The sequence below is a fragment of the Streptomyces griseoloalbus genome, assembly GCA_014650015.1.
GTDB classification, from domain to species: Bacteria; Actinomycetota; Actinomycetes; order Streptomycetales; family Streptomycetaceae; genus Streptomyces; species Streptomyces griseoloalbus.
Genome location: BMUD01000011.1, coordinates 33,255 through 52,172, shown reverse-complemented (window position 1 = coordinate 52,172; position 18,918 = coordinate 33,255). Strand labels below are relative to the sequence as shown.

The following is an 18,918-nucleotide window of genomic DNA, read 5'->3' as shown; positions in this document are numbered from 1 at the left end:
TCACTCCACCCCCAGGCTCTCCTCCAGATAGGCCAGCGCGCCCACCGGCTCCTCGGCGAAGAACACCAGGTCGGTCAGCGGGCGGGGCAGGAAGCCCTCGTCCTCCATACGGCGGAACTGCTCCTTGAGCCCGTCGTAGAAGCCCGCGGTGTTGAGCAGGACCACCGGCTTGTCGGTGTGCCCGTGCTTCTTCAGCTCCAGGATCTCGGTCGCCTCGTCGAGGGTGCCGGTGCCACCCACCATGATCACGACGGCGTCGGCCTTCTCCAGCAGCAGCTTCTTGCGCTCGGCGAGGTCCTTGGCGACCACCATCTCGTCGACGCCGGCCCGCGCCCTGGCCGCGAGGAACTCCACGGAGACGCCGAGGAGCCGGCCGCCCGACTCCTCCACCCCGTCGGCGACCACCTTCATCAGACCGACGTCCGAACCGCCCCACACCAGCGTGTGCCCGCCCTTGCCGAGCAGCCGCGCGAAGTCCCGCGCGGGGCGTGTGTAGCGGTCGTCGAGGTCGGCGGCGGAGAGGAAGACACAGATGTTCACGGACCCACCGTACGGGCCCGGTCGGACATCGCGGTGAGCCGCATCTTCGACTGCCGGTGCGGCAGCTCCTCCCAGTCGTCCATGAGGCGCGCGGACAGACCGTGCTCGGCGGCCAGTTCCACCAGCGTCCGAGTCCGGTAGTAGAAGTCCTCGTGCAGCACCTGGTGCTCCTCCCCCTCCGTGCGGTCGAACGTGAAGTCGAAGAACCCTCCGGGCGCGAGCACCCTCCCGACGTGCGCGAAGCACTCCTCGATGACGTGCCGGGGAGAGTGGGAGAACACGCTGTGCGCGTGCACCACGTCGAAGTGCCCGTCGGGCAGGAAGGCGAAGGTGAGGTCGTCGGCGAGGGTCAGATAGGGCATCTTGGCCTGGAGTCCCTCGCGTACGAGGGTCTCCTGGGCGGCGAGCAGGATGTGCGGCGAGATGTCGACGCCGTAGTAGTGGCCGGGTTCCAGGTGGTCGATGAACAGGCGCCCCGCGCGGAGGTTGCCGCATCCGATCTCCAGCATCCGGTGGTGCGGCCGCAGACCGTGCCGCAGCAGGTAGTCGAACTGCATCCGGCCGATGCGCGCCCACTGCTCGCGCGAGGGGTTGTGACCCACCGCCGCCTCGGCGCTGCGGGCCGCGTCGGAGGCCATCACCGCGCGGTAGTAGGCGATGTGGTCGCGGTGCCGCAACCGCAGCCAGGCGTCGCGCAGGGCGCGCCGCGCGTGGGCGGGCACGCGTCGCGGGTGGCGCAGGGCGTACCGGGCCCGGTGGGCGAGGGTGCCGCGGTTCCTGCCGGTGTCCTTCGCTCCCATGGGGCCTCCTCGGGAAGAACTCCGCTTCAGCGTGCGCTGTAACGGGTGAGTCGGCTACCCGAGGAGGGCGATCGTGACCACAGGCCACAGCATCACCATCGAGTCCACCGAACGGCACGTGCGCGTGGTGCACGGCGAGCGGGTGCTCGCGGAGAGCGACCGGGCACTGGTGCTGCACGAGACGGGCTGTCCCCCGCGGTACTACATCCCGCCGGAGGACGTACGCCTGGACCTGCTGACGCCCTCCGGGACACACACGCACTGCCCCTTCAAGGGCACCGCGTCCTACTGGTCGCTGCCGGACGCGGCGGATCTGGTCTGGGCGTACCCGGAGCCGAAGCCGGACGTCTCCGAGATCAAGGACCACTTCTGCTTCTACGAGGTGGAAGTGCGGTGATCGTGTAGAAGGGTTGCGATCGACGGACGCGCCGCCCGCCTCACCGACGAATCCGGTGGCGTGCGGCAGTCTTCTCAGGCATGGACAAGAACACCGTTTCGCACGATGGCACCTCACTCGCGTACGAGAGCGCCGGGCGTGGCTCGGCGGTCGTCCTCGTCAGCGGCGCGATGTCGACGGGCGCCACGGTGGCGCCGCTGGCGGCGCCCCTCTCGGAGCGGTTCCGGGTGGTCGTGTACGACCGCCGGGGCCGCGGTGGGAGCACGGACACGGCGCCGTACGCGGTGGAGCGCGAGGTCGAGGACCTGGCGGCGCTGATCGGGGCGGTGGGCGGCGAGGCCTCGCTGTACGGCATCTCCTCGGGCGGCGCCCTGGCGCTCAGGGCGGCGGCGAGCGGGCTGCCGGTGCGCCATGTCGCCGTGTACGAGACGCCGTACGCGATGTCCGAGGAGGAGCTGGCGGCGCGCGCCCAGTACACGAAGAACCTGACCCGGGCGCTGGCCGAGGGGCGGCGCGGGGACGCGGTCGAGCTCTTCCTGCGGCTGACCGGGCTGGGCGAGGCGATGATCGAGGGGGCCCGGCAGTCCCCGATGTGGGCCGGGATGGAGTCGATCGCGCCGAGCCTCGCGTACGACGACGCCGTGATGGGCGACGGCAGCGTCCCGCGCGAGCTGCTGTCGTCGATCCGCGTGCCGGTGCTGTCGATCGCGGGCGACGCGAGCCCGGCGTGGATGCGTGAGGCCGCGCGGGCGATCGCGGAGTCGGTCCCCCAGGGCGCGTACCGCACCCTGGAGGGGCAGACCCACATGGTCGAGCCGGACGTCCTGGCGCCGGTGCTGGCGGACTTCTTCGCGCGGTGAGCGATCCGTCGGGGGCCGACGCGGCTCAGGCCACGTCAGCCGTAGACCGGGCCGTCGACGCGATGGTCGCCGAGCCCACCACGCGCGTGCCGTCGTACAGCACGATCGCCTGGCCGGGGGCGACGCCCCGGACGGGCTCGGTGAAGCGCACCCGGAGTTCCCCGTCGACGAGTTCCGCCGTCACCTCGCTCTCGCCGCCGTGGGCGCGCAGCTGGGCGGTGTAGGTGCCGGGGCCGGCCGGTGCGGCGCCGCACCAGCGGGGCTTGACGGCGGTGAGGGCGTCGACGTCGAGGGAGGCCGCCGGGCCGACGGTGACGGTGTTGGTCACCGGGGAGATGTCGAGGACGTAGCGTGGCTTGCCGTCGGGGGCGGGGGTGCCGATCCGCAGGCCCTTGCGCTGGCCGATGGTGAAGCCGTAGGCGCCCTCGTGGGTGCCGACCTTGGTGCCGGACTCGTCGACGATGTCGCCCTCCGTCCGGCCGAGGCGGTTGGCGAGGAAGCCCTGGGTGTCGCCGTCGGCGATGAAGCAGATGTCGTGCGAGTCCGGCTTCTTGGCGACGGCGAGTCCGCGGCGCTCGGCCTCCGCGCGGATCTCCTCCTTGGTGGTGACCGTGTCGCCGAGCGGGAACATCGCGTGGGCGAGCTGGCGGTCGTCCAGCACGCCGAGGACGTAGCTCTGGTCCTTGGCCATGTCGGAGGCGCGGTGCAGTTCGCGCGTGCCGTCCTCGCGCAGGACGACCTGGGCGTAGTGACCGGTGCAGACCGCGTCGAAGCCGAGCGCGAGCGCCTTGTCGAGCAGCGCGGCGAACTTGATCTTCTCGTTGCAGCGCAGGCACGGGTTGGGGGTGCGGCCGGCCTCGTACTCGGCGACGAAGTCCTCGACGACGTCCTCGCGGAAGCGGTCGGCGAGGTCCCACACGTAGAACGGGATGCCGATGACGTCGGCGGCGCGGCGGGCGTCGCGCGAGTCCTCGATGGTGCAGCAGCCCCGCGCGCCGGTGCGGAACGACTGCGGGTTCGCGGAGAGCGCGAGGTGGACGCCGGTCACGTCGTGGCCCGCTTCGGCCGCGCGGGCGGCGGCGACGGCGGAGTCGACTCCGCCGGACATGGCGGCCAGGACGCGGAGGGGGCGGAAGCCCTGCGGGGTGTCAGTCATAGCCCTTCCAGGGTACGGGGGCGCGGGAACCACGGCCGCCGGGTATCCGTTGACGATCACATGGGGGCGAGAAGAGCATCCGAGGACACCGGCCGGCGCATCGGGCGACGGGCCCTGATCGTGGGCGGGGCGGTGGCCGCCACGGGCACGGCGGTGCTGGCGCGGGACGAGCTGGCGCGGCTGTGGTGGCGCGTTCCCGGCATCGAGAAGCCCCGTGAGCAGGGCGCGGTCGACTTCGCGGGCGCCCGCTGGGTGTCGGCCTCGGACGCCAACTGGCGGCGCGCGGACCGGCCGGACGACTTCGGCATCGACATGGTGATCGTCCATGTCACCCAGGGCAGCTTCGACAGCGCGGTGCGGGCGTTCCAGGACCCGGGGCACAAGGCGGCCACGCACTACATCGTCGGCCAGGACGGGCGCGTGACCCAGATGATCCGCGAGCTGGACGTGGCCTACCACGCGGGCAACCGCGACTACAACGAGCGCAGTGTCGGCATCGAGCACGAGGGGTTCGTGGACCGGCCGCAGGACCTCACGGACGAGATGTACGAGGCGTCGGCTCGGCTCACGGCCCGGATATGCGCGCGGTACGACATACCCGTCGACCGGGAGCACATCATCGGCCACGTCGAGGTGCCGGGCACGGACCACACCGATCCGGGCCCGCACTGGGACTGGGACCGCTATCTGAAGCTGGTCCGCCGGGCCCGGACGACCCTGCGGGCCTGAACCGGGCACCCCCGGGCCGGAGCCGCGGATGCTCTCCTGCCCGGCCTCGTGGGCCGGGCAGGGCAGGGCCGGCTCAGCCCGGCTGCGGGGCCGCCGCGAACTCCTCCGTGCTCGGGAGGAGATCGGTGATCAGCTGCCAGACCTCCTTGGCGTCGACCCGGACCAGCTTGAGCGCGGTGGTGTCGTCCACCTGACCGGGCAGGATCGGCTCAGCGGGCAGCTCACGATGCCAGTAGCCGAGAGGTCCGCAGTCCCACACCGCGAACCCGCGCACCCGGGGGGCCGGGACCCCGTCGTCGTGCCCCTGCCACGCGGCGGTCATCCGCCAGCTGGAACGCAGCCCGGTGATCAGCTTGGCAAGCGTACTGACCTGCGACTTCCGGGTGAGCCCGGCGCCCTTCAGCGCCTCGGCCACCCGGTCGACCCCCTCCTCGGCCGTCAGGCCGTGAAGGCTGTCCAGGGTGCCGAGTCCCGCGTCGAGGACGGCCGTGGTGGTTTCGACCACGGGCGTGGCCACCTCCACGGTGTCCTCTCCCTGGAGGTTGACCATGCGCGCCAGCGCCCAGACGAGCATGGTCGGCTCCAGCCGTACGTACTCCGACTCCGGGGAGCCGGGCCAGGACTCGTGGGAGTAGACGTAGCCGTCGCCGATGGTGACGCCGTGGTGGAGGGTGCCGTGCTCACCGAGCGCCTCCACGTGGAGGACGACGGCGGGGGCCCGCAGGGTGCTGACCAGCGGGGCCAGCAAGAGGTCGAGGTTTCCTTCCTGGTCGGTCAGACCTGCCTCGCGCAGTTCACGGTCGGTCTCGGCCAGCTCCGGGGGCACCTCCTCCCCTTCGACGCGGTGACGGAGGACGGCCAGATGGCTCTCGGCAAGGCGGAACCGGCCCCGGGTGCTGTCGTACGAGGGCATTGCGTGTCGCTTTCATCGGCGGAAGGAACGGACGGCGATGACTCAGGCGGTTCAAGGGGTCACTGGAAGACCTCCATCCAGTCCAGCGACCTGTTGAAGAAGGCGCGCACGGCGCCGCCCCGGGTGAGGTTGCGGGTGTTGACCCCGAGCATCACGGCGGCCAGCGCGAGGTCGGTGGCGTCGGCCGGGCCGAGGACGGTGAAGGTGGCCTTCTTCCGCGCGCCGCTGCCGTGCCGCCGGGTCCGGATCTCCACACCGTCGCGGATCAGGGCGCGGTCACGGTGCCGTCGGCTGGTCGCGAGATAGCGGTACTCGCGCCCGGCGACCCGCATCCGCAGGGCCCGTCCGGATCTGGTCTGTGCCCAGCGGTTGCGCTTGAGGCGGATTCCGGCCCCACCGACACTGAGCTGCCCCAGGTGAAGGGAGGGCTTGCGTCCGTGGGCCCAGCCTCCGAAGGAGGTGGCGGGGACGGTGTCCCCACTGACCTCGGTGACGTGACGGTCGCCGTGCCGCTTCGCCGGGTAGACCACCTCGATCCGCCCGAACTCCCCTGCCGTTCCCCGGTACCCGAACGTCCAGGTCAGCCGGTGACCTGAACGGTCTTCCCAGTGGTCCAGGGTGTACGTCTGCTGCATGATCCCTTCCCCTCGCGCCGCTCGGCGCGGATGTGCCATGACCCGGCGTCAGTCGAACGGGTTGAGGGCGCTGCCGAGTTTCTTCGCGCCGTCGGAAATGGCCTCGCCGGCCTTCTCGGCCTTGTCGCCGACCCACTCCGCGGTGTCCTCCGCGGCTGCCGCGATCTTGTCCGAGTGGTCCCAGATCAGGGTTCCGGCATAGGCGACGCCGGTGCCGACGGCCAGGCCGAGGGTGACCGGGTTGGGGGCGATCATCGCGGCGGTGAGCGAGGCGTTGAAGGCCGTACCGGTCCAGTTGGAGAGGTACTTGGCCTTGTCCTCCTCCCACGCCTTGCCGTGATCCATGGTCGCCAGGTTGGCGACGCCCCACGCGGTGGCGCCGGCGGACCCGACGATGCCAAGGCCGCGCATCCACCCCGCGGCCCTGGCCGCGTTGGCGAGTCCACCGCGTTGGGCGACGGTGAGCAGGTTGGCCTCGGTGGCGGTGGGCAGGTAGAAGGCGCCCTTGCGCATGTATCCGGCCAGCATCGCCGCCTCGTCGGAGCCGGCGAGCGCGGCGGTCGGCACCCGGGTCAGCCAGCTGCCCGCCTTAGGGATCTTGGACAGTTTGTCCCAGTGGCCGTTGATCAGGCGGGCGGTGAAGGTGCCCGGCGCGTTGAGCACCTTGGAGCTCTTGAAGTACGAGATGAGCGACTTGGTGCCCAGGGCGGCCGTGGTCGACGCCGTGAAGAACGCCGACAGGTTGGCGGCCCCCTCGATGTACGTCGCGACGGCCTTGCCCAGCTCCTCGTTGCCGGTCAGCTGGGTGACGGCGTCGCCCTGCACCCGGACGAGCCAGTCGTCGAGGCTCTCGCCGTCCTTCTTCTTGAGCCAGCCGTCGTCGACCGTGTCGTCGGAGGCGGCCGCGTTGGCGACCAACAGGATGTCGGGCGGCAGATCCTTGTTCTTGAGCTGCTCCGGGGTGAACCCGGCCAGCAGCAGTCCGGCCAGCGGATCGCCGTCCTCCAGGCGAGCGTACGCCGCCTTCCTGCGGAGTTCGGGCGCGGTGTCCGATATCCAGGAACGGATGGGCCGTATCGCGCTCAGTTTGTCCGACACCCCGAGTCCCGAGGCCCGCGTGAGCGCCTCGTCGAGCTTGTCCCCCATTCCTCCCCGCCCGTCGAGCAACTTGGCCAACTGCTCGAGGTCCTGCGGATTCACGACTCTGTTCAGCTTGCCTGTCACGGAGCTCCTTCAGGTGATCGGCGTCGGCTCCTTCCCGAGGGAAAAGCAGCACGGACACGCGGACACCGTATCGAGGCCGTGACCGGGCCTCGGAGCCGACGGGCTCTGGGCCTGTCCGACAATTCCCGCCTGCCTGCGGGCGGGAACGCGAATGGTCAGACAGGCCCTAGATCCGGCGGGCTCGTGTCAGCGCGTCCAGGAGGCCCTCGCGGTCGTGGGTGGCGATCAGCAGTGACTCGCCCCGCACGGTCTCGACCACGATCTGGTCCATGCCCAGCGGCACGGACCATCCGCCGCCCACGATCCGGGGCGGCTCGGCCGCACGGCTCGCCCGTCGCAGCCGGGTGAGCTCCTCGCGCGACCGCGAGGCCAGGGCCGCGGCGAACTCCGCGTCCGCCGGCTGCTCACGGGCCTCCCGGATCGAGTCGGCCGTCAGCGACTCCACCGCGATCGTCTCCCGCCCCACGGTCAACTGCCCGTCCTGGACGCGGATTCGGTGGTAGACGCGTTTGGAGATCGGCACGGCGTTGAGAACGAGCGCGAAGAACGCCGAGAACCCGAGCATGACGTACCAGACCGTGCTGTCGTCGGGAAGCAGGACGCTGCCCTGATAGGCGACCCAGGCGGCGAGGACCGCCACGGTGGCGATCGTCCAGCGCCGGGGCAGCTTCTCCCGGTACACCACCGCCCGCCCGTACGACGCTGTCGCCGCGCCCGCTCCGGGACCTCGCGCGCCCTCCATGACCGCTCCCCTCGGCTCGAACCGACCTCCGCTCCGGCCAGGCTACCCAGGGCCTATGTCAGACCCGCCGCCCTGGCCCGTTCCACCGCCGGGCCGATGGCCTTGGCCAGGGCTTCCACGTCGGCCTCCGTGGAGGTGTGGCCGAGGGAGAAACGGAGGGTGCCGCGGGCCAGGTCGGGGGCGGTGCCGGTGGCCAGGAGGACGTGGCTGGGCTGGGCGACGCCGGCGGTGCAGGCGGAGCCGGTGGAGCACTCGATGCCCTGGGCGTCGAGGAGGAGCAGCAGCGAGTCGCCCTCACAGCCGGGGAACGTGAAGTGCGCGTTGGCCGGAAGGCGCCCCTCGGGTGCGGGGTCGCCGCCGAGCACGGCGTCCGGGACGGCGTCGCGGACCGCGGCGACCAGGTCGTCGCGCAGCCTGCCGATCTCGTGGGCGAACCACTCCTGCTGCTCCGCGGCGAGCCGCCCGGCGGCCGCGAACGACGCGATGGCGGGCACGTCGAGCGTGCCGGAGCGCACATGCCGCTCCTGACCGCCGCCGTGCAGCACGGGCACGGGGGTGTGCTCTCGGCCCAGGACCAGCGCGCCGATGCCGTACGGGCCGCCGATCTTGTGGCTGGACACGGTCATCGCGGCGAGTCCGGACGCGGCGAAGTCCACCGGGATCTGGCCGAAGGCCTGGACCGCGTCGGAGTGCAGCGGGACCCCGAACTCGGCGGCGGTCTCGGCGAGTTCGCGGACCGGCAGGATGGTCCCGATCTCGTTGTTGGCCCACATGACCGTGGCGAGGGCGACGTCGTCGGGGTTGCGGGCGATGGCCTCGCGCAGGGCGTCCGGGTGGACCCGGCCGTGGGAGTCGACCGGCAGGTACTCGACGGTGGCCCCCTCGTGCTCGCCGAGCCAGTGGACGGCGTCGAGGACGGCGTGGTGTTCGACGGGGCTGGCGAGGACCCGGGTGCGGGCCGGGTCCGCGTCCCGGCGGGCCCAGTACAGACCCTTCACCGCGAGGTTGTCGGCCTCGGTGCCGCCTGAGGTGAAGACCACCTCGCTGGGGCGTGCGCCCAGGGCTTCGGCGAGGGTTTCGCGGGCCTCCTCGACGGTGCGCCGGGCGCGGCGGCCGGCCGCGTGGAGAGAGGAGGCGTTGCCGGTGACGCCCAGGTGCGCGGTGAGTGCCTCGACTGCCTCGGGAAGCATCGGGGTGGTCGCGGCGTGGTCGAGGTAAGCCATGGTGGGGCCGATTCTACGGGGCCCGGTGCACCGGCCACGGATCGCGGTCGGTGAGGGTGCGCCGCCGGCTCACAGGCTCCACGAGATCGTCTGGTCCGCCTGCGTGAACGCCGCGAGGACGAGGAGGTCGGCGACGCCGAGCCCGAGCCCGAGGAAGGCGCGTCCGCGTCGGGTCGTGCCCCGCCACAACGCCACGGCCGCCAGCACGACGGCCGTCGGGCCGAGGAAGACGTTGAGGACGAGCAGGCCCAGCAGGCCCAGGACGAAGGAGGCGACGGCCATGCCGTCGGCGTCATGGATTCCGGTGCGGCGGCCGGCCGGTGCGGTGAGGTGCATGGTGATCGGCTCCCACGGTCGGGACGGTCGGATGGAGGGGCGGCCCCTGCGGCGGTCAGCGCGCCGAGGTCCCGCGCCGGCGGCCGTGGCGCTCACGCAGGGCGAAGACGCCGAGCCAGACGGCGATGACGGCACCCAACGCGACGGAGAAGGAGAGCGGTGCGTGGGCGACGGTGCCCAGGGCGACGCCCAGCAGCGCGAGCGCGGCGACGAGGAACAGCATGAGTCGGATCCCCCAGGTTCGGCGAACACTAACGGTACATCTGTTCACTGACTACCCAGTCTAACGCGCTTCACTGCTTTCCATTTCCGGAGAACAGTTGTTGACTGCATGGCATGAGCCACACCCCGGGCGTCCGGCAGGCCCGGAAGCAGAGGACCCGGCAGGCGCTGCTCGACGCGGCGCTGGACCTGCTGGAGGGGCAGAGTCTGAGCAGCCTGGGCCTGCGCGAGGTCACCCGTGCCGTGGGGGTGGCCCCGACCGCCTTCTACCGGCACTTCCGGTCCGTCGAGGATCTGGGCGTGGCGCTGGTCGAGGAGGCACTGGGCAGTCTCCATCCGATGATCCGGACGACGGTGTCCACGACCGGCGACGGCGAGGAGCGCATCGCCCGGGCCATCGAGCTGATCGCGGGTCATGTGGACGTGTATCCCGCACACGTCCGTTTCATCGCCCGTGAGCGGCACGGCGGGGTCCGGCCGGTCCGGGAGGCGATACACGACCAGCTGGCCCGGTTCACGGCGGAGGTCGGTGAGGCGCTGGCCAAGGATCCGCAGTCCACGGACTGGAGCGGGGACGACCTGCTGATGCTGGCCCAGCTCTATGTCGACCAGATGCTCATCACGGCCTCCCTGTTCCTGGAGGCACCGGCGACCGACCCCGCGGAACGGGAGCGGGTGTCCCGCATCGCGACCCGGCAACTGCGGCTGATCGGCATCGGCCGCCGGCACTGGCTGGACCGGCACGGACCGGCCGGGGCTCCGCCCACCCCGTGACGACGGCCGCCCCGATGAAGGGGCGGCCGTCGTGGGGCGCGGGGTCGGGCCGGGTGCGGCACGGGGTCAGGCCAGGCGGGCGCGTGCCAGCTGGCGGGACTGGGCCACCAGGCGGTCGTCGCTGTCCCAGACCTCGGCGTCCTCCTCCAGGAAGCCGCCGGCGAGGTTGCGGGTGGTGATCGAGACGCGCAGGGGGCCGGGGGCCGGGCGGGAGCGGACGTGGACGGTCAGCTCCACCGTGGGGACCCAGCCGGAGAGCCCCAGCTCGAAGGCGGTGGGCGGCAGGGCGTCCACCGCGAGGAGCAGCGAGAACGGGTCGGGTTCCCGGCCGTCGGCGAGACCGAACCAGGCCCGCATCTCCCCCTTGCCCGAGGGCTGCCCGAGGGCCCACCCCAGGGTCGACGGGTCGAGCTTGAGCATCAGGCGGTCGGCGATCGCGGAGCTGCCGTCGACGGGGGCCGCTCCGTCCTCGGCTCCGAAGCACTGCTCCATCGGCGGTATCGCGGGTGGCTTCGCCGTCGTCCGGACGTCGTCCGGGAGGGAGTCCAGATCACCGTAGGAGGCGAGGACGCGGATGCGCTCGACCTCCCGGCCCTGCTCGTCGAACTGGAACAGGGACGCCTGACCGGTCGACAGGGTCCGCCCGGTGCGCACGGTCTCGGTGCGGACGACCGCCGGACCCGGCTGGGAGGCGGTCAGATAGTGCGCGGAGAGGGTGAACGGGTCGGGATGCGGCAGGGCGTCCGCGAGCGCGCGCCCCAGGACGGCCAGCAGGTAACCGCCGTTGACGGCGTTGATGATCGTCCAGCCGGCGGAGAGGTCGATGTCGTAGACGCCGGGCTCGCGCGGGGTGAGCGCCGTGTCGCGGTCGAACTCACCGGCGCCGAGAGTGGCCCGGGTGGGCTGGGCGGAGGCTGCTTCTGGCATGGCTGAACAGTACAAGAAGATAATACTAAGCGGTAGCTTTGCCGATGGGGCGGATGCTGCGCCGATGTGAAACCGGTACGCCCCCGGCGCTACTCCTCCACGGCCGTCGAGCGACGATGCCACGCGCGAGGCGCCCGCCAGTGGTAGCGCATCGCGAACAGCCGCAGGACGAAGGCCGTGATCACGGCGGCGCCGCTGGTCAGGGAGTTCAGCGCGTCGTAGCGGATGCACAGCGCGACCATGGTGGCGCCGACGACGGCCGGGACCGCGTACAGGTCGCGGTCCCAGCGCAGCAGCGAGGGCACCTCGTTGGCGAGCACGTCGCGCAGCACACCGCCGCCGACCGCGGTGGCCAGGCCCAGACAGGCGGAGGCGGTCAGACCGAGGCCGTGGTCGTGCGCCTTGATGGTGCCGACCACGCAGAAGAGGCCGAGGCCCGCCGCGTCGAAGACGTTGACGCCGGCCTGGATGCGCTCCACGTGTGGGTGGAGGAAGAACACCAGGGCCGTGGCGAGCAGGGGGGTGACGAAGTACCCCAGATCCGTGAAGGCGGCGGGCGGTACCGCACCGATGACCAGGTCACGGAAGAGTCCACCACCCAGGGCGGTGACCTCGGCGAGCACGGCGATGCCGAAGACGTCGAAGTTCTTGCGGACGGCCAGCAGGGCGCCGGAGATCGCGAAGACGAAGATGCCGATCAGGTCGAGCGTGTGCAGGACGGACGGACTGAACAGTTGCTGGAGCACCCTTACATTCTCACCCACCAACAAGCCCCCACCTTGCAAAGCAAGGCGGGGGCTTGAGTGGGCTTACTTGTCCGAGGACTTCCCAGGTGCCTTCCCAGTACCCTCGGGGGCCTCCGGCTCGGCGGCCCCGGCTTCGGCGGTCCCGGCGGGCTTCCCCGCTTCGGCTTCCGCGGACGCCGCGGGCTCCTCGGCCGCGTCGGCCTCCGGAGTCACGTCCGTCTCCGGAGCCTCACCGGTCTCGCCGGCCTCCGCGGTCTCGGCGCCCTCCGCGGACTCCGCCTCGGCAGTCACCGGGGCGTTCGCGGTCTTGGTGATCTCCGGGGTCCCGGCAGGCTCCGGAGTCTCGCCCGAGACCTCCGCCGCCACCGCCGCCGACGTCTCCGCCGACTTCTCCAGCGCCGCCTCGCCCAGGAGCTCCGAGGCCTCCTTCGCGGCCGTCAGCAGGACGGTGTCCTGCGGGGCCTGGTCCTCGAAGTTCTCCGGGTGGTGACAGGCCACGCGCTGGCCGGGCTTCAGCTCCAGCAGCGGCGGCTCGGTCGTCCTGCAGATCTCCGTCGCCTTCCAGCACCGCGTGTGGAAGCGGCAGCCGCTCGGCGGGGAGATCGGCGAGGGCACGTCGCCCTTGAGCAGGATGCGCTCGCTCTTGGCGCCCCGGCGCTTCGGGTCCGGGATCGGCACGGCCGACATCAGCGCCTTGGTGTACGGGTGCATCGGCGCCTTGTACAGCGCGTCGCGGTCGGCCAGCTCGACGATCTTGCCCAGGTACATCACCGCGATCCGGTCCGAGACGTGCCGGACCACCGACAGGTCGTGGGCGATGATGACGTACGTCAGGCCCAGCTCCTCCTGGAGGTCGTCCAGCAGGTTGACGACCTGGGCCTGGATGGAGACGTCCAGCGCGGAGACCGGCTCGTCCGCCACGACCAGCTTGGGGTTGAGGGCGAGAGCGCGGGCGATGCCGATGCGCTGGCGCTGACCGCCGGAGAACTCGTGCGGGTAGCGGTTGTAGTGCTCGGGGTTGAGACCCACGACCGACAGCAGCCGCTGCACTTCCTTCTTGATGCCGCCCTCGGGCACGACGCCCTGGAGCTTGAAGGGAGCGCCGACGATGGTGCCGATGGTGTGGCGCGGGTTCAGCGACGAGTACGGGTCCTGGAAGATCATCTGCACATCGCGGCGCATCGGGCGCATGTCCGCCACACCGAGGTGCGTGATGTCCTTGCCCTCGAACTCGATCGTGCCGCCCGTCGGCTCCAGCAGCCGGGTGATCAGCCGGCCCATGGTGGACTTGCCGCAGCCCGACTCGCCCACCACACCGAGGGTCTCGCCGGCCCGGACCTCGAAGTCGAGGCCGTCGACCGCGTGCACCGCGCCGACCTGCCGCTGGAGCAGGCCCTTCTTGATCGGGAAGTGCTTCTGCAGCCCCGTCACCTTCAGCAGGACCTCACCGCCGGGGTCCCCGGCGGGGGCGTTGCCGTCGGTCTGCGCGGGCATCGTCACGGCTGTGTCCTTGGATTTCTCGCTCACAGCTTCGGCGCAATCTCTTCGGTCCAGATTCGCTCCCGCTGCTCCGCGGACATGTGGCAGGCGGCCCAGTGCCGGCTGCCGACCTCGGTGAGCTCGGGGCGGACGGTGCGGGTGACGTCGTCCTTGGGGACATCGGCGTACGGGCAGCGCGGGTTGAAGGCGCAGCCGGACGGGACGTTGATCAGCGAGGGCGGGGAGCCCTTGACCGGGATCAGCCGGTCCTGCTGTTCGCGGTCCAGCCGCGGCATCGAGCCGAGCAGGCCCCAGGTGTAGGGGTGACGGGGCTCGTAGAACACCTTCTCCGCCGGGCCGCGCTCCACGCAACGGCCGCCGTACATCACCAGGATGTCGTCGGCGAGCTCGGCGACGACGCCCAGGTCGTGGGTGATGACGATGACCGCGGAGCCGAACTCCTTCTGCAGATCGCGGATCAGGTCCAGGATCTGCGCCTGCACCGTCACGTCGAGCGCGGTGGTCGGCTCGTCGGCGATGAGCAGCTCCGGGTTGTTCACCAGCGACATCGCGATCATCGCGCGCTGGCGCATACCGCCGGAGAACTCGTGCGGGTAGCTGTCCACCCGCTTGTCCGGCTGCGGGATGCCGACGCGGTCGAGCATCTCCACGGCACGGCGCTTGGCGGTCTTCTTGTCCACGTCGTGGTGGATGCGGTACGCCTCCACGATCTGCTGGCCGATCGTGTAGTACGGGTGCAGCGCGGACAGCGGATCCTGGAAGATCATCGCCATCTCGCGCCCGCGCAGCCGGCGCACGTAGTCGGGGTCGGCGGTCAGCAGTTCGGTGCCGTCCAGCCAGATCTCACCGGATATCTGTGCCTTGCGCTTGCCGTACTGACCGGCGGTGTGCAGGCCCATGATGCCGAGCGAGGTGACCGACTTGCCGGAGCCGGACTCGCCGACGATGCCGAGGGTCTTGCCCTTCTCCAGCTTGAAGCTCAGCCCGTCGACGGACTTCACCAGACCGTCGTCGGTCGGGAAGTGCACCTTGAGGTCGCGGACCTCCAGGAAGGCGGTGGGGGCCGGCGAGCCGTCGGTGGGTTCACCCACGGCCGCGCCGGTCTTGCTCAGGTCGGTCATGCGAGCCTCACTCGGGGGTCGATCACGGCGTACAGAATGTCCACCACGAGGTTGGCGACGAGGACCGCGACGGACGTGATCAGGGTGACGCCCAGGATGAAGGGGAGGTCCTGCGTCCGGATCGCGTCCAGCACCTTCTGGCCGAGGCCGGGCAGGCTGAACGTGGTCTCGGTCAGGATCGCGCCGCCCATGAGGGCACCGATGTCCATGCCGAGCATGGTCAGGATCGGCGTCATCGTCGAGCGCATGGCGTGCTTGCGGATGACGACCTGCTCCCGCAGGCCCTTGGCGCGGGCGGTACGGATGTAGTCCTCGCCGAGGATCTCCAGCATGGTGGCTCGGGTGATCCGGGCGTACATCGCCGCGTACAGGAACGCCAGGGTGATCCAGGGCAGGATCATGCCGCCCAACCAGCCGGTGAAGCTGTCCTCCAGCGGCACGAACTCGGCGTTGATCCAGCCCAGACCGTGGGAGAAGATCGCCAGGCTGAGCAGACCGGTGAAGTAGATGGGGAGGGAGACGCCCGACAGCGCCACGATCATCGCGGCGCGGTCCCACAGGGTGCCCCGCTTGAGCGCGGAGAGCACACCCGCGGCCAGGCCGAAGATCAGCCACAGGACGGCCGCACCGAGCGCGAGAGCCAGGGTCACCGGGAAACGCTCGGTCAGCACCGGCCAGACGGACTGCTCGGTACGGAAGGAGTAGCCGAAGCACGGCGCGGAGCAGTGGGTGACGTCGCCGCCGGCCGCGTAGGTGCGGCCCGCGAAGAGACCCTTGAAGAACTCCCAGGCCTGGATGAAGACCGGGTCGTCCAGACCCAGCTTCAGCCGCACCGCCTCGACTGCGTCGGGGCCTGCCTGCTTGCCCACGAAGCTCAGGGCGATGTCGACGCCCGCCCACTTGGGGAAGAGGAAGAAGATGCTGAAGACCACCAGAATGATGACCACCAGCATCACTGCGGCGGCGAACAGCCGCCTGATGAGGTAAGCGAGCACAGCTTACGGCCCGCTGCGGACCGCGGGCCGCCGGTGGGGTACCTCCCACGCCTTTTGAGCAGTGGGGGACTTCCGGCGGCCCGCGCTCACGCCGCGCCGGCCTTCACCTGCCTTTCGTGCCGTACGGCGGGTGTACCGGTTACTTCGTGGACTTCAGGCCGACGTTGACGAAGTCGTACTGACCGCTGTAGCCGTCGGTCGTGTACACGTTCGCCAGTCGGTTGGAGCGCCAGTTGATGAACTTCTCGAAGACGAAGGGCAGGTAGTAACCGCCCTCCATCACCTTGTGGTTGATCTCCTTGGCGATCTCGGTCTTGCCCGCGTCGTCAAGCGTCTTGACGTACCGGTCGAACAGACCGTCGATGTCCTTGTCGTCGATCAGCGCGAAGTTGTTGTTGGCGCTCTCGAGGATGTAGTCGCTGTGCCACAGCGGCAGACCGTAGCCCTGGACGGACGGGAAGTCCGGGCCCCAGCCCATGATGATGACGCCGTAGCCCTTCTTCTCCACGTTGGAGGGGCTGCCGACGACGCTGGCGTACTGCGAGCCGTCGTACTGCTCGATCTCCAGGTTGACGCCGATCTTCTTCAGCGACGCCTGGAGCGACTCGGCGGTGGCCACCTCGACCGGCTTGTTGTTGCGGACGGCGACGGTGGTCTTGAAGCCCTCGGGCTTGCCGCAGGCCTTCAGCTCTTCCTTGGCCTTGGCGACGTTGCCCTTCTTGTTCGCGCCGGCGATCTCGTACGGGTCGTACTTCTGGCCCTCGGAGCCCGGGACGGACGGCGGCAGCATGTTGGTGCCGATGTCGCCACCGGCTATCGGGCCGCCGCGCGCGTTCTGCAGCGAGACGTGGTCGGCGCCGAGGATCAGCGCCTTGCGGCAGTGGATGTTGTCCAGCGGCTTCACGTTCTGCGCGAAGGTCGCGTAGCGGATGTAGCCGGAGACGGGGTTGTCCAGGTTGCCCTTGTGCTCCTTCAGGGCGGTGGTGCGGCCCTGCGGGGACAGACCGGTCTGGGCCAGGTCCAGGTCGTAGTCACCGGCTATCAGACGGGCGTCCAGCTCGTTGGCGTTGGTGAAGAACTTGACCGTGATCTTGTCCGGGTACGCCTTGCGGACCGGGTCCGACTCCTGCTTCCACTCGGTGTTGCGGACCAGGGTGAGGTCCTTGCCCGGGTTGTAGGACTCGAACTTGTACGGGCCCGAGGAGAACGGGTGCAGGCCGTACTTCGACTTGGTGTCCTTGTCCTGGCGGACCGGGGAGGCGGAGGTGAGCGCCAGCATCTCCTCGAAGTCCGAGTTGGCCTTGGGCAGGTGGAAGACGATGGTCTTGTCGTCCGGCGTCTCGACCGCCTTCAGACCCAGCTTGTCCTTGGACTTGTCCTTGTACGGGCCCTTGTACTCACCCTTGGGGTCGAGCACCTCCTTGAGGTACGTCGGGCCGCCGGACAGCACGTCCTGCGCCCAGACGCGCTCGATGCCGTACTTGACGTCCTTGGAGGTGATCGGCTTGCCGTCCTCCCAGGTGATGCCGTCACGCAGGGTGTACGTGTAGGTCTTGCCGTCGTCGGAGACCTTGGCGAGCCCGGAGGCGAGGTCGGGGGTGACCTCGGCGCCGGCCGAACCCGGCTCGGTCTTGTTCGTGACGAGCTGACGGCTGTAGTAGCGCGAGAAGTTCCACATGAAGCCGTAGTAGCCGCGCGTGGTGTCCCACGAGTCGGCGTCCTGCGAGCTGGCGAACTTCAGCGTGCCGCCCTTCTTGGCCTGGTCGGCCTGGGCGACCTTGTTGTTGGCGGCGTCGAAGCCGGCCGCGCCGTTCTTCGCACCGCCGTTGCCGTTGTCCGTTCCGCCGCCGCCGCACGCCGCCGTGGTCAGCAGCGCGGCGACCACTGCGGCAGCGGCCATGGCCTGCTTGCGCCGCCCTGAGGTGCGTTGGGTAGTCACGATCTCGGATCCTCCGGATTAGATGAGAGACCCCGTGCAGGTGCCACGGGTCGCTTGCCGGTGCGGCAGGTCAGCGGGAGCCCTTCGGGTCCAGCGCGTCACGCACGCCGTCGCCGAAGAGGTTGAAGGCAAGAACGGTGATGAAGATCGCCACACCCGGGATCACCATGTACATGGGATCCGACTGGTAGTAATCGATCGCGCTCGAGAGCATCTGGCCCCAGGAGGCCGTGGGCGGCTTGACGCCCACACCCAGGAAGCTGAGGGCCGCCTCGGTCAGGATGTTGGTGGGGATCATCATCGTCGTGTACACGATGATCGGCGCGACCAGGTTGGGCAGCAGTTCCTTGAAGAGGATGTAGAACCGCCCGGCGCCGAGCGAGCGGGCCGCCTCGACGTACTCACGTTCACGCATCGACAGCGTCTGACCGCGGACCACGCGGCCGATGTAGGGCCACCCGAAGAAGCCGATGACGAGGATCATCATGAGCAGGCGCACGCCGGTGCCGCTCAGACCCAGCATGTCGTTCGGCATGACGGAGACCAGCGCGATGATGAAGAGCAGCTGCGGGAAGGCGAGCAGACCGTCCATCACCCGGCTGATGAGGGCGTCGACCCAGCCGCCGAAGAAGCCCGCCAGGATGCCCAGGACGGTGCCGATGATCACGGCCACGATGGCCGACAGGAAGCCGACGAGCAGCGAGATGCGGGCGCCGTAGACGATGCGGGCGAAGATGTCGCGGCCGTTGACCGGCTCGATGCCGAGCAGGTGCTCACCGCTGATGCCGCCGAAGGAACCGATGGGGGTGCCGAAGAGCGGGTCGATCAGGTCCTCGTGGTGGGACTCGGGGTCCTGCCCGACGAGGGCGGTGATCACGGGGGCGAGCAGTGCGACGGCTATGAGGAGGAGCACCACCACGCCGCCCGCGAGGGCCAGCTTGTCCCGCTTCAGGCGCTCCCAGGCGATCCGGCCCAGGGAACGCCCCTGCACCGCCTTGGCCTCGGTGCCGGCAACCGCCGCTTCCTCAGCCGCACTTGGGGCCGTTTCGGCGGTCGGCTCGTGCAATGGTGCCGTCATCTGGCAGGGACCCCTCTCAACCGGCGGTGACCGGCCCTGACTTGCCGCTGTAGCGGCGTCA

At 70.3% G+C, this 18,918-nt stretch carries 21 protein-coding genes; 4 read left to right on the top strand and 17 right to left on the bottom strand.

What is annotated here, in order from left to right; translation table 11 throughout:
• Entirely contained in the window at window positions 1-540 is a 540-nt protein-coding gene (locus IE178_RS18215) for an LOG family protein (RefSeq protein WP_193513058.1), read from the bottom strand.
• Complete coding sequence (locus IE178_RS18210; RefSeq protein ID WP_184764047.1) at window positions 537-1,340, bottom strand: class I SAM-dependent methyltransferase; 804 nt, start codon at window positions 1,338-1,340, stop codon at window positions 537-539. The genes IE178_RS18215 and IE178_RS18210 overlap by 4 nt, the downstream gene beginning before the upstream one ends.
• A gap of 73 nt (window positions 1,341-1,413) precedes the next feature.
• Here IE178_RS18210 and IE178_RS18205 point away from each other — a divergent pair, with 73 nt between their 5' ends.
• Both IE178_RS18205 and IE178_RS18200 read left to right on the top strand, forming a co-directional pair.
• A complete protein-coding gene (locus IE178_RS18205; protein WP_193513057.1) occupies window positions 1,414-1,737 on the top strand; it encodes a DUF427 domain-containing protein in 324 nt (107 codons plus the stop codon).
• Window positions 1,738-1,817: 80 nt separating this feature from the next.
• On the top strand, window positions 1,818-2,597 hold the full coding sequence (locus tag IE178_RS18200; protein ID WP_193513056.1) for an alpha/beta fold hydrolase: 780 nt from the start codon (window positions 1,818-1,820) through the stop codon (window positions 2,595-2,597).
• A gap of 25 nt (window positions 2,598-2,622) precedes the next feature.
• On the opposite strand, the gene mnmA is transcribed toward IE178_RS18200, so the two are convergent.
• Window positions 2,623-3,753 carry a tRNA 2-thiouridine(34) synthase MnmA gene (gene mnmA / locus IE178_RS18195; RefSeq protein WP_193513055.1) on the bottom strand — a complete coding sequence of 377 codons (1,131 nt, stop codon included), beginning with the start codon at window positions 3,751-3,753 and terminating at the stop codon, window positions 2,623-2,625.
• A gap of 60 nt (window positions 3,754-3,813) precedes the next feature.
• Between mnmA and IE178_RS18190 the strand changes: the two genes are divergently transcribed.
• A complete protein-coding gene (locus IE178_RS18190; protein ID WP_184764043.1) occupies window positions 3,814-4,482 on the top strand; it encodes a peptidoglycan recognition protein family protein in 669 nt (222 codons plus the stop codon).
• Between the two features lie 73 nt (window positions 4,483-4,555).
• Here IE178_RS18190 and IE178_RS18185 read toward each other — a convergent pair whose 3' ends face one another.
• The 7 genes from IE178_RS18185 to IE178_RS18155 all read right to left on the bottom strand — a co-directional run bounded on the left by IE178_RS18185 (window position 4,556) and on the right by IE178_RS18155 (window position 9,778).
• Window positions 4,556-5,395 (bottom strand): hypothetical protein, encoded by an 840-nt coding sequence (locus IE178_RS18185; RefSeq protein ID WP_193513054.1) that lies wholly within the window; start codon window positions 5,393-5,395, stop codon window positions 4,556-4,558.
• A gap of 59 nt (window positions 5,396-5,454) precedes the next feature.
• A complete protein-coding gene (locus IE178_RS18180) occupies window positions 5,455-6,030 on the bottom strand; it encodes a hypothetical protein (RefSeq protein WP_318280111.1) in 576 nt (191 codons plus the stop codon).
• Window positions 6,031-6,078: 48 nt separating this feature from the next.
• Window positions 6,079-7,254 (bottom strand): hypothetical protein, encoded by a 1,176-nt coding sequence (locus tag IE178_RS18175; RefSeq protein WP_193513053.1) that lies wholly within the window; start codon window positions 7,252-7,254, stop codon window positions 6,079-6,081.
• A 166-nt stretch (window positions 7,255-7,420) separates the two neighbouring features.
• On the bottom strand, window positions 7,421-7,996 hold the full coding sequence (locus IE178_RS18170) for a hypothetical protein (protein ID WP_193513052.1): 576 nt from the start codon (window positions 7,994-7,996) through the stop codon (window positions 7,421-7,423).
• 53 nt (window positions 7,997-8,049) lie between these two features.
• Complete coding sequence (locus IE178_RS18165; RefSeq protein WP_193513051.1) at window positions 8,050-9,219, bottom strand: cysteine desulfurase family protein; 1,170 nt, start codon at window positions 9,217-9,219, stop codon at window positions 8,050-8,052.
• A 69-nt stretch (window positions 9,220-9,288) separates the two neighbouring features.
• Window positions 9,289-9,555, bottom strand: a complete 267-nt coding sequence (locus tag IE178_RS18160) for a DUF4190 domain-containing protein (protein ID WP_184764038.1) — start codon at window positions 9,553-9,555, stop codon at window positions 9,289-9,291.
• Between the two features lie 55 nt (window positions 9,556-9,610).
• Window positions 9,611-9,778, bottom strand: a complete 168-nt coding sequence (locus IE178_RS18155; protein WP_184764037.1) for a hypothetical protein — start codon at window positions 9,776-9,778, stop codon at window positions 9,611-9,613.
• A gap of 113 nt (window positions 9,779-9,891) precedes the next feature.
• Between IE178_RS18155 and IE178_RS18150 the strand changes: the two genes are divergently transcribed.
• On the top strand, window positions 9,892-10,551 hold the full coding sequence (locus IE178_RS18150) for a TetR family transcriptional regulator (protein ID WP_184764036.1): 660 nt from the start codon (window positions 9,892-9,894) through the stop codon (window positions 10,549-10,551).
• Between the two features lie 66 nt (window positions 10,552-10,617).
• On the opposite strand, the gene IE178_RS18145 is transcribed toward IE178_RS18150, so the two are convergent.
• The 7 genes from IE178_RS18145 to IE178_RS18115 form a co-directional block, all read right to left on the bottom strand.
• Entirely contained in the window at window positions 10,618-11,478 is an 861-nt protein-coding gene (locus IE178_RS18145) for a thioesterase family protein (RefSeq protein WP_193513050.1), read from the bottom strand.
• Between the two features lie 89 nt (window positions 11,479-11,567).
• Window positions 11,568-12,224, bottom strand: a complete 657-nt coding sequence (locus tag IE178_RS18140; protein ID WP_184764034.1) for a trimeric intracellular cation channel family protein — start codon at window positions 12,222-12,224, stop codon at window positions 11,568-11,570.
• A gap of 63 nt (window positions 12,225-12,287) precedes the next feature.
• A complete protein-coding gene (locus IE178_RS18135) occupies window positions 12,288-13,718 on the bottom strand; it encodes an ABC transporter ATP-binding protein (protein WP_193513141.1) in 1,431 nt (476 codons plus the stop codon).
• A gap of 29 nt (window positions 13,719-13,747) precedes the next feature.
• Entirely contained in the window at window positions 13,748-14,845 is a 1,098-nt protein-coding gene (locus IE178_RS18130) for an ABC transporter ATP-binding protein (RefSeq protein WP_184764033.1), read from the bottom strand.
• The gene (locus IE178_RS18125) at window positions 14,842-15,840 is read right to left on the bottom strand and encodes an ABC transporter permease (protein ID WP_193513049.1); all 999 of its coding nucleotides are present in this window, start codon (window positions 15,838-15,840) and stop codon (window positions 14,842-14,844) included. The genes IE178_RS18130 and IE178_RS18125 overlap by 4 nt, the downstream gene beginning before the upstream one ends.
• 139 nt (window positions 15,841-15,979) lie before the next feature.
• A complete protein-coding gene (locus IE178_RS18120; protein ID WP_184764031.1) occupies window positions 15,980-17,779 on the bottom strand; it encodes an ABC transporter substrate-binding protein in 1,800 nt (599 codons plus the stop codon).
• Window positions 17,780-17,849: 70 nt separating this feature from the next.
• Window positions 17,850-18,857: an ABC transporter permease gene (locus tag IE178_RS18115; RefSeq protein ID WP_184764030.1), complete on the bottom strand. Its 1,008-nt coding sequence runs from the start codon at window positions 18,855-18,857 to the stop codon at window positions 17,850-17,852.
• Window positions 18,858-18,918: the final 61 nt, after the last annotated feature.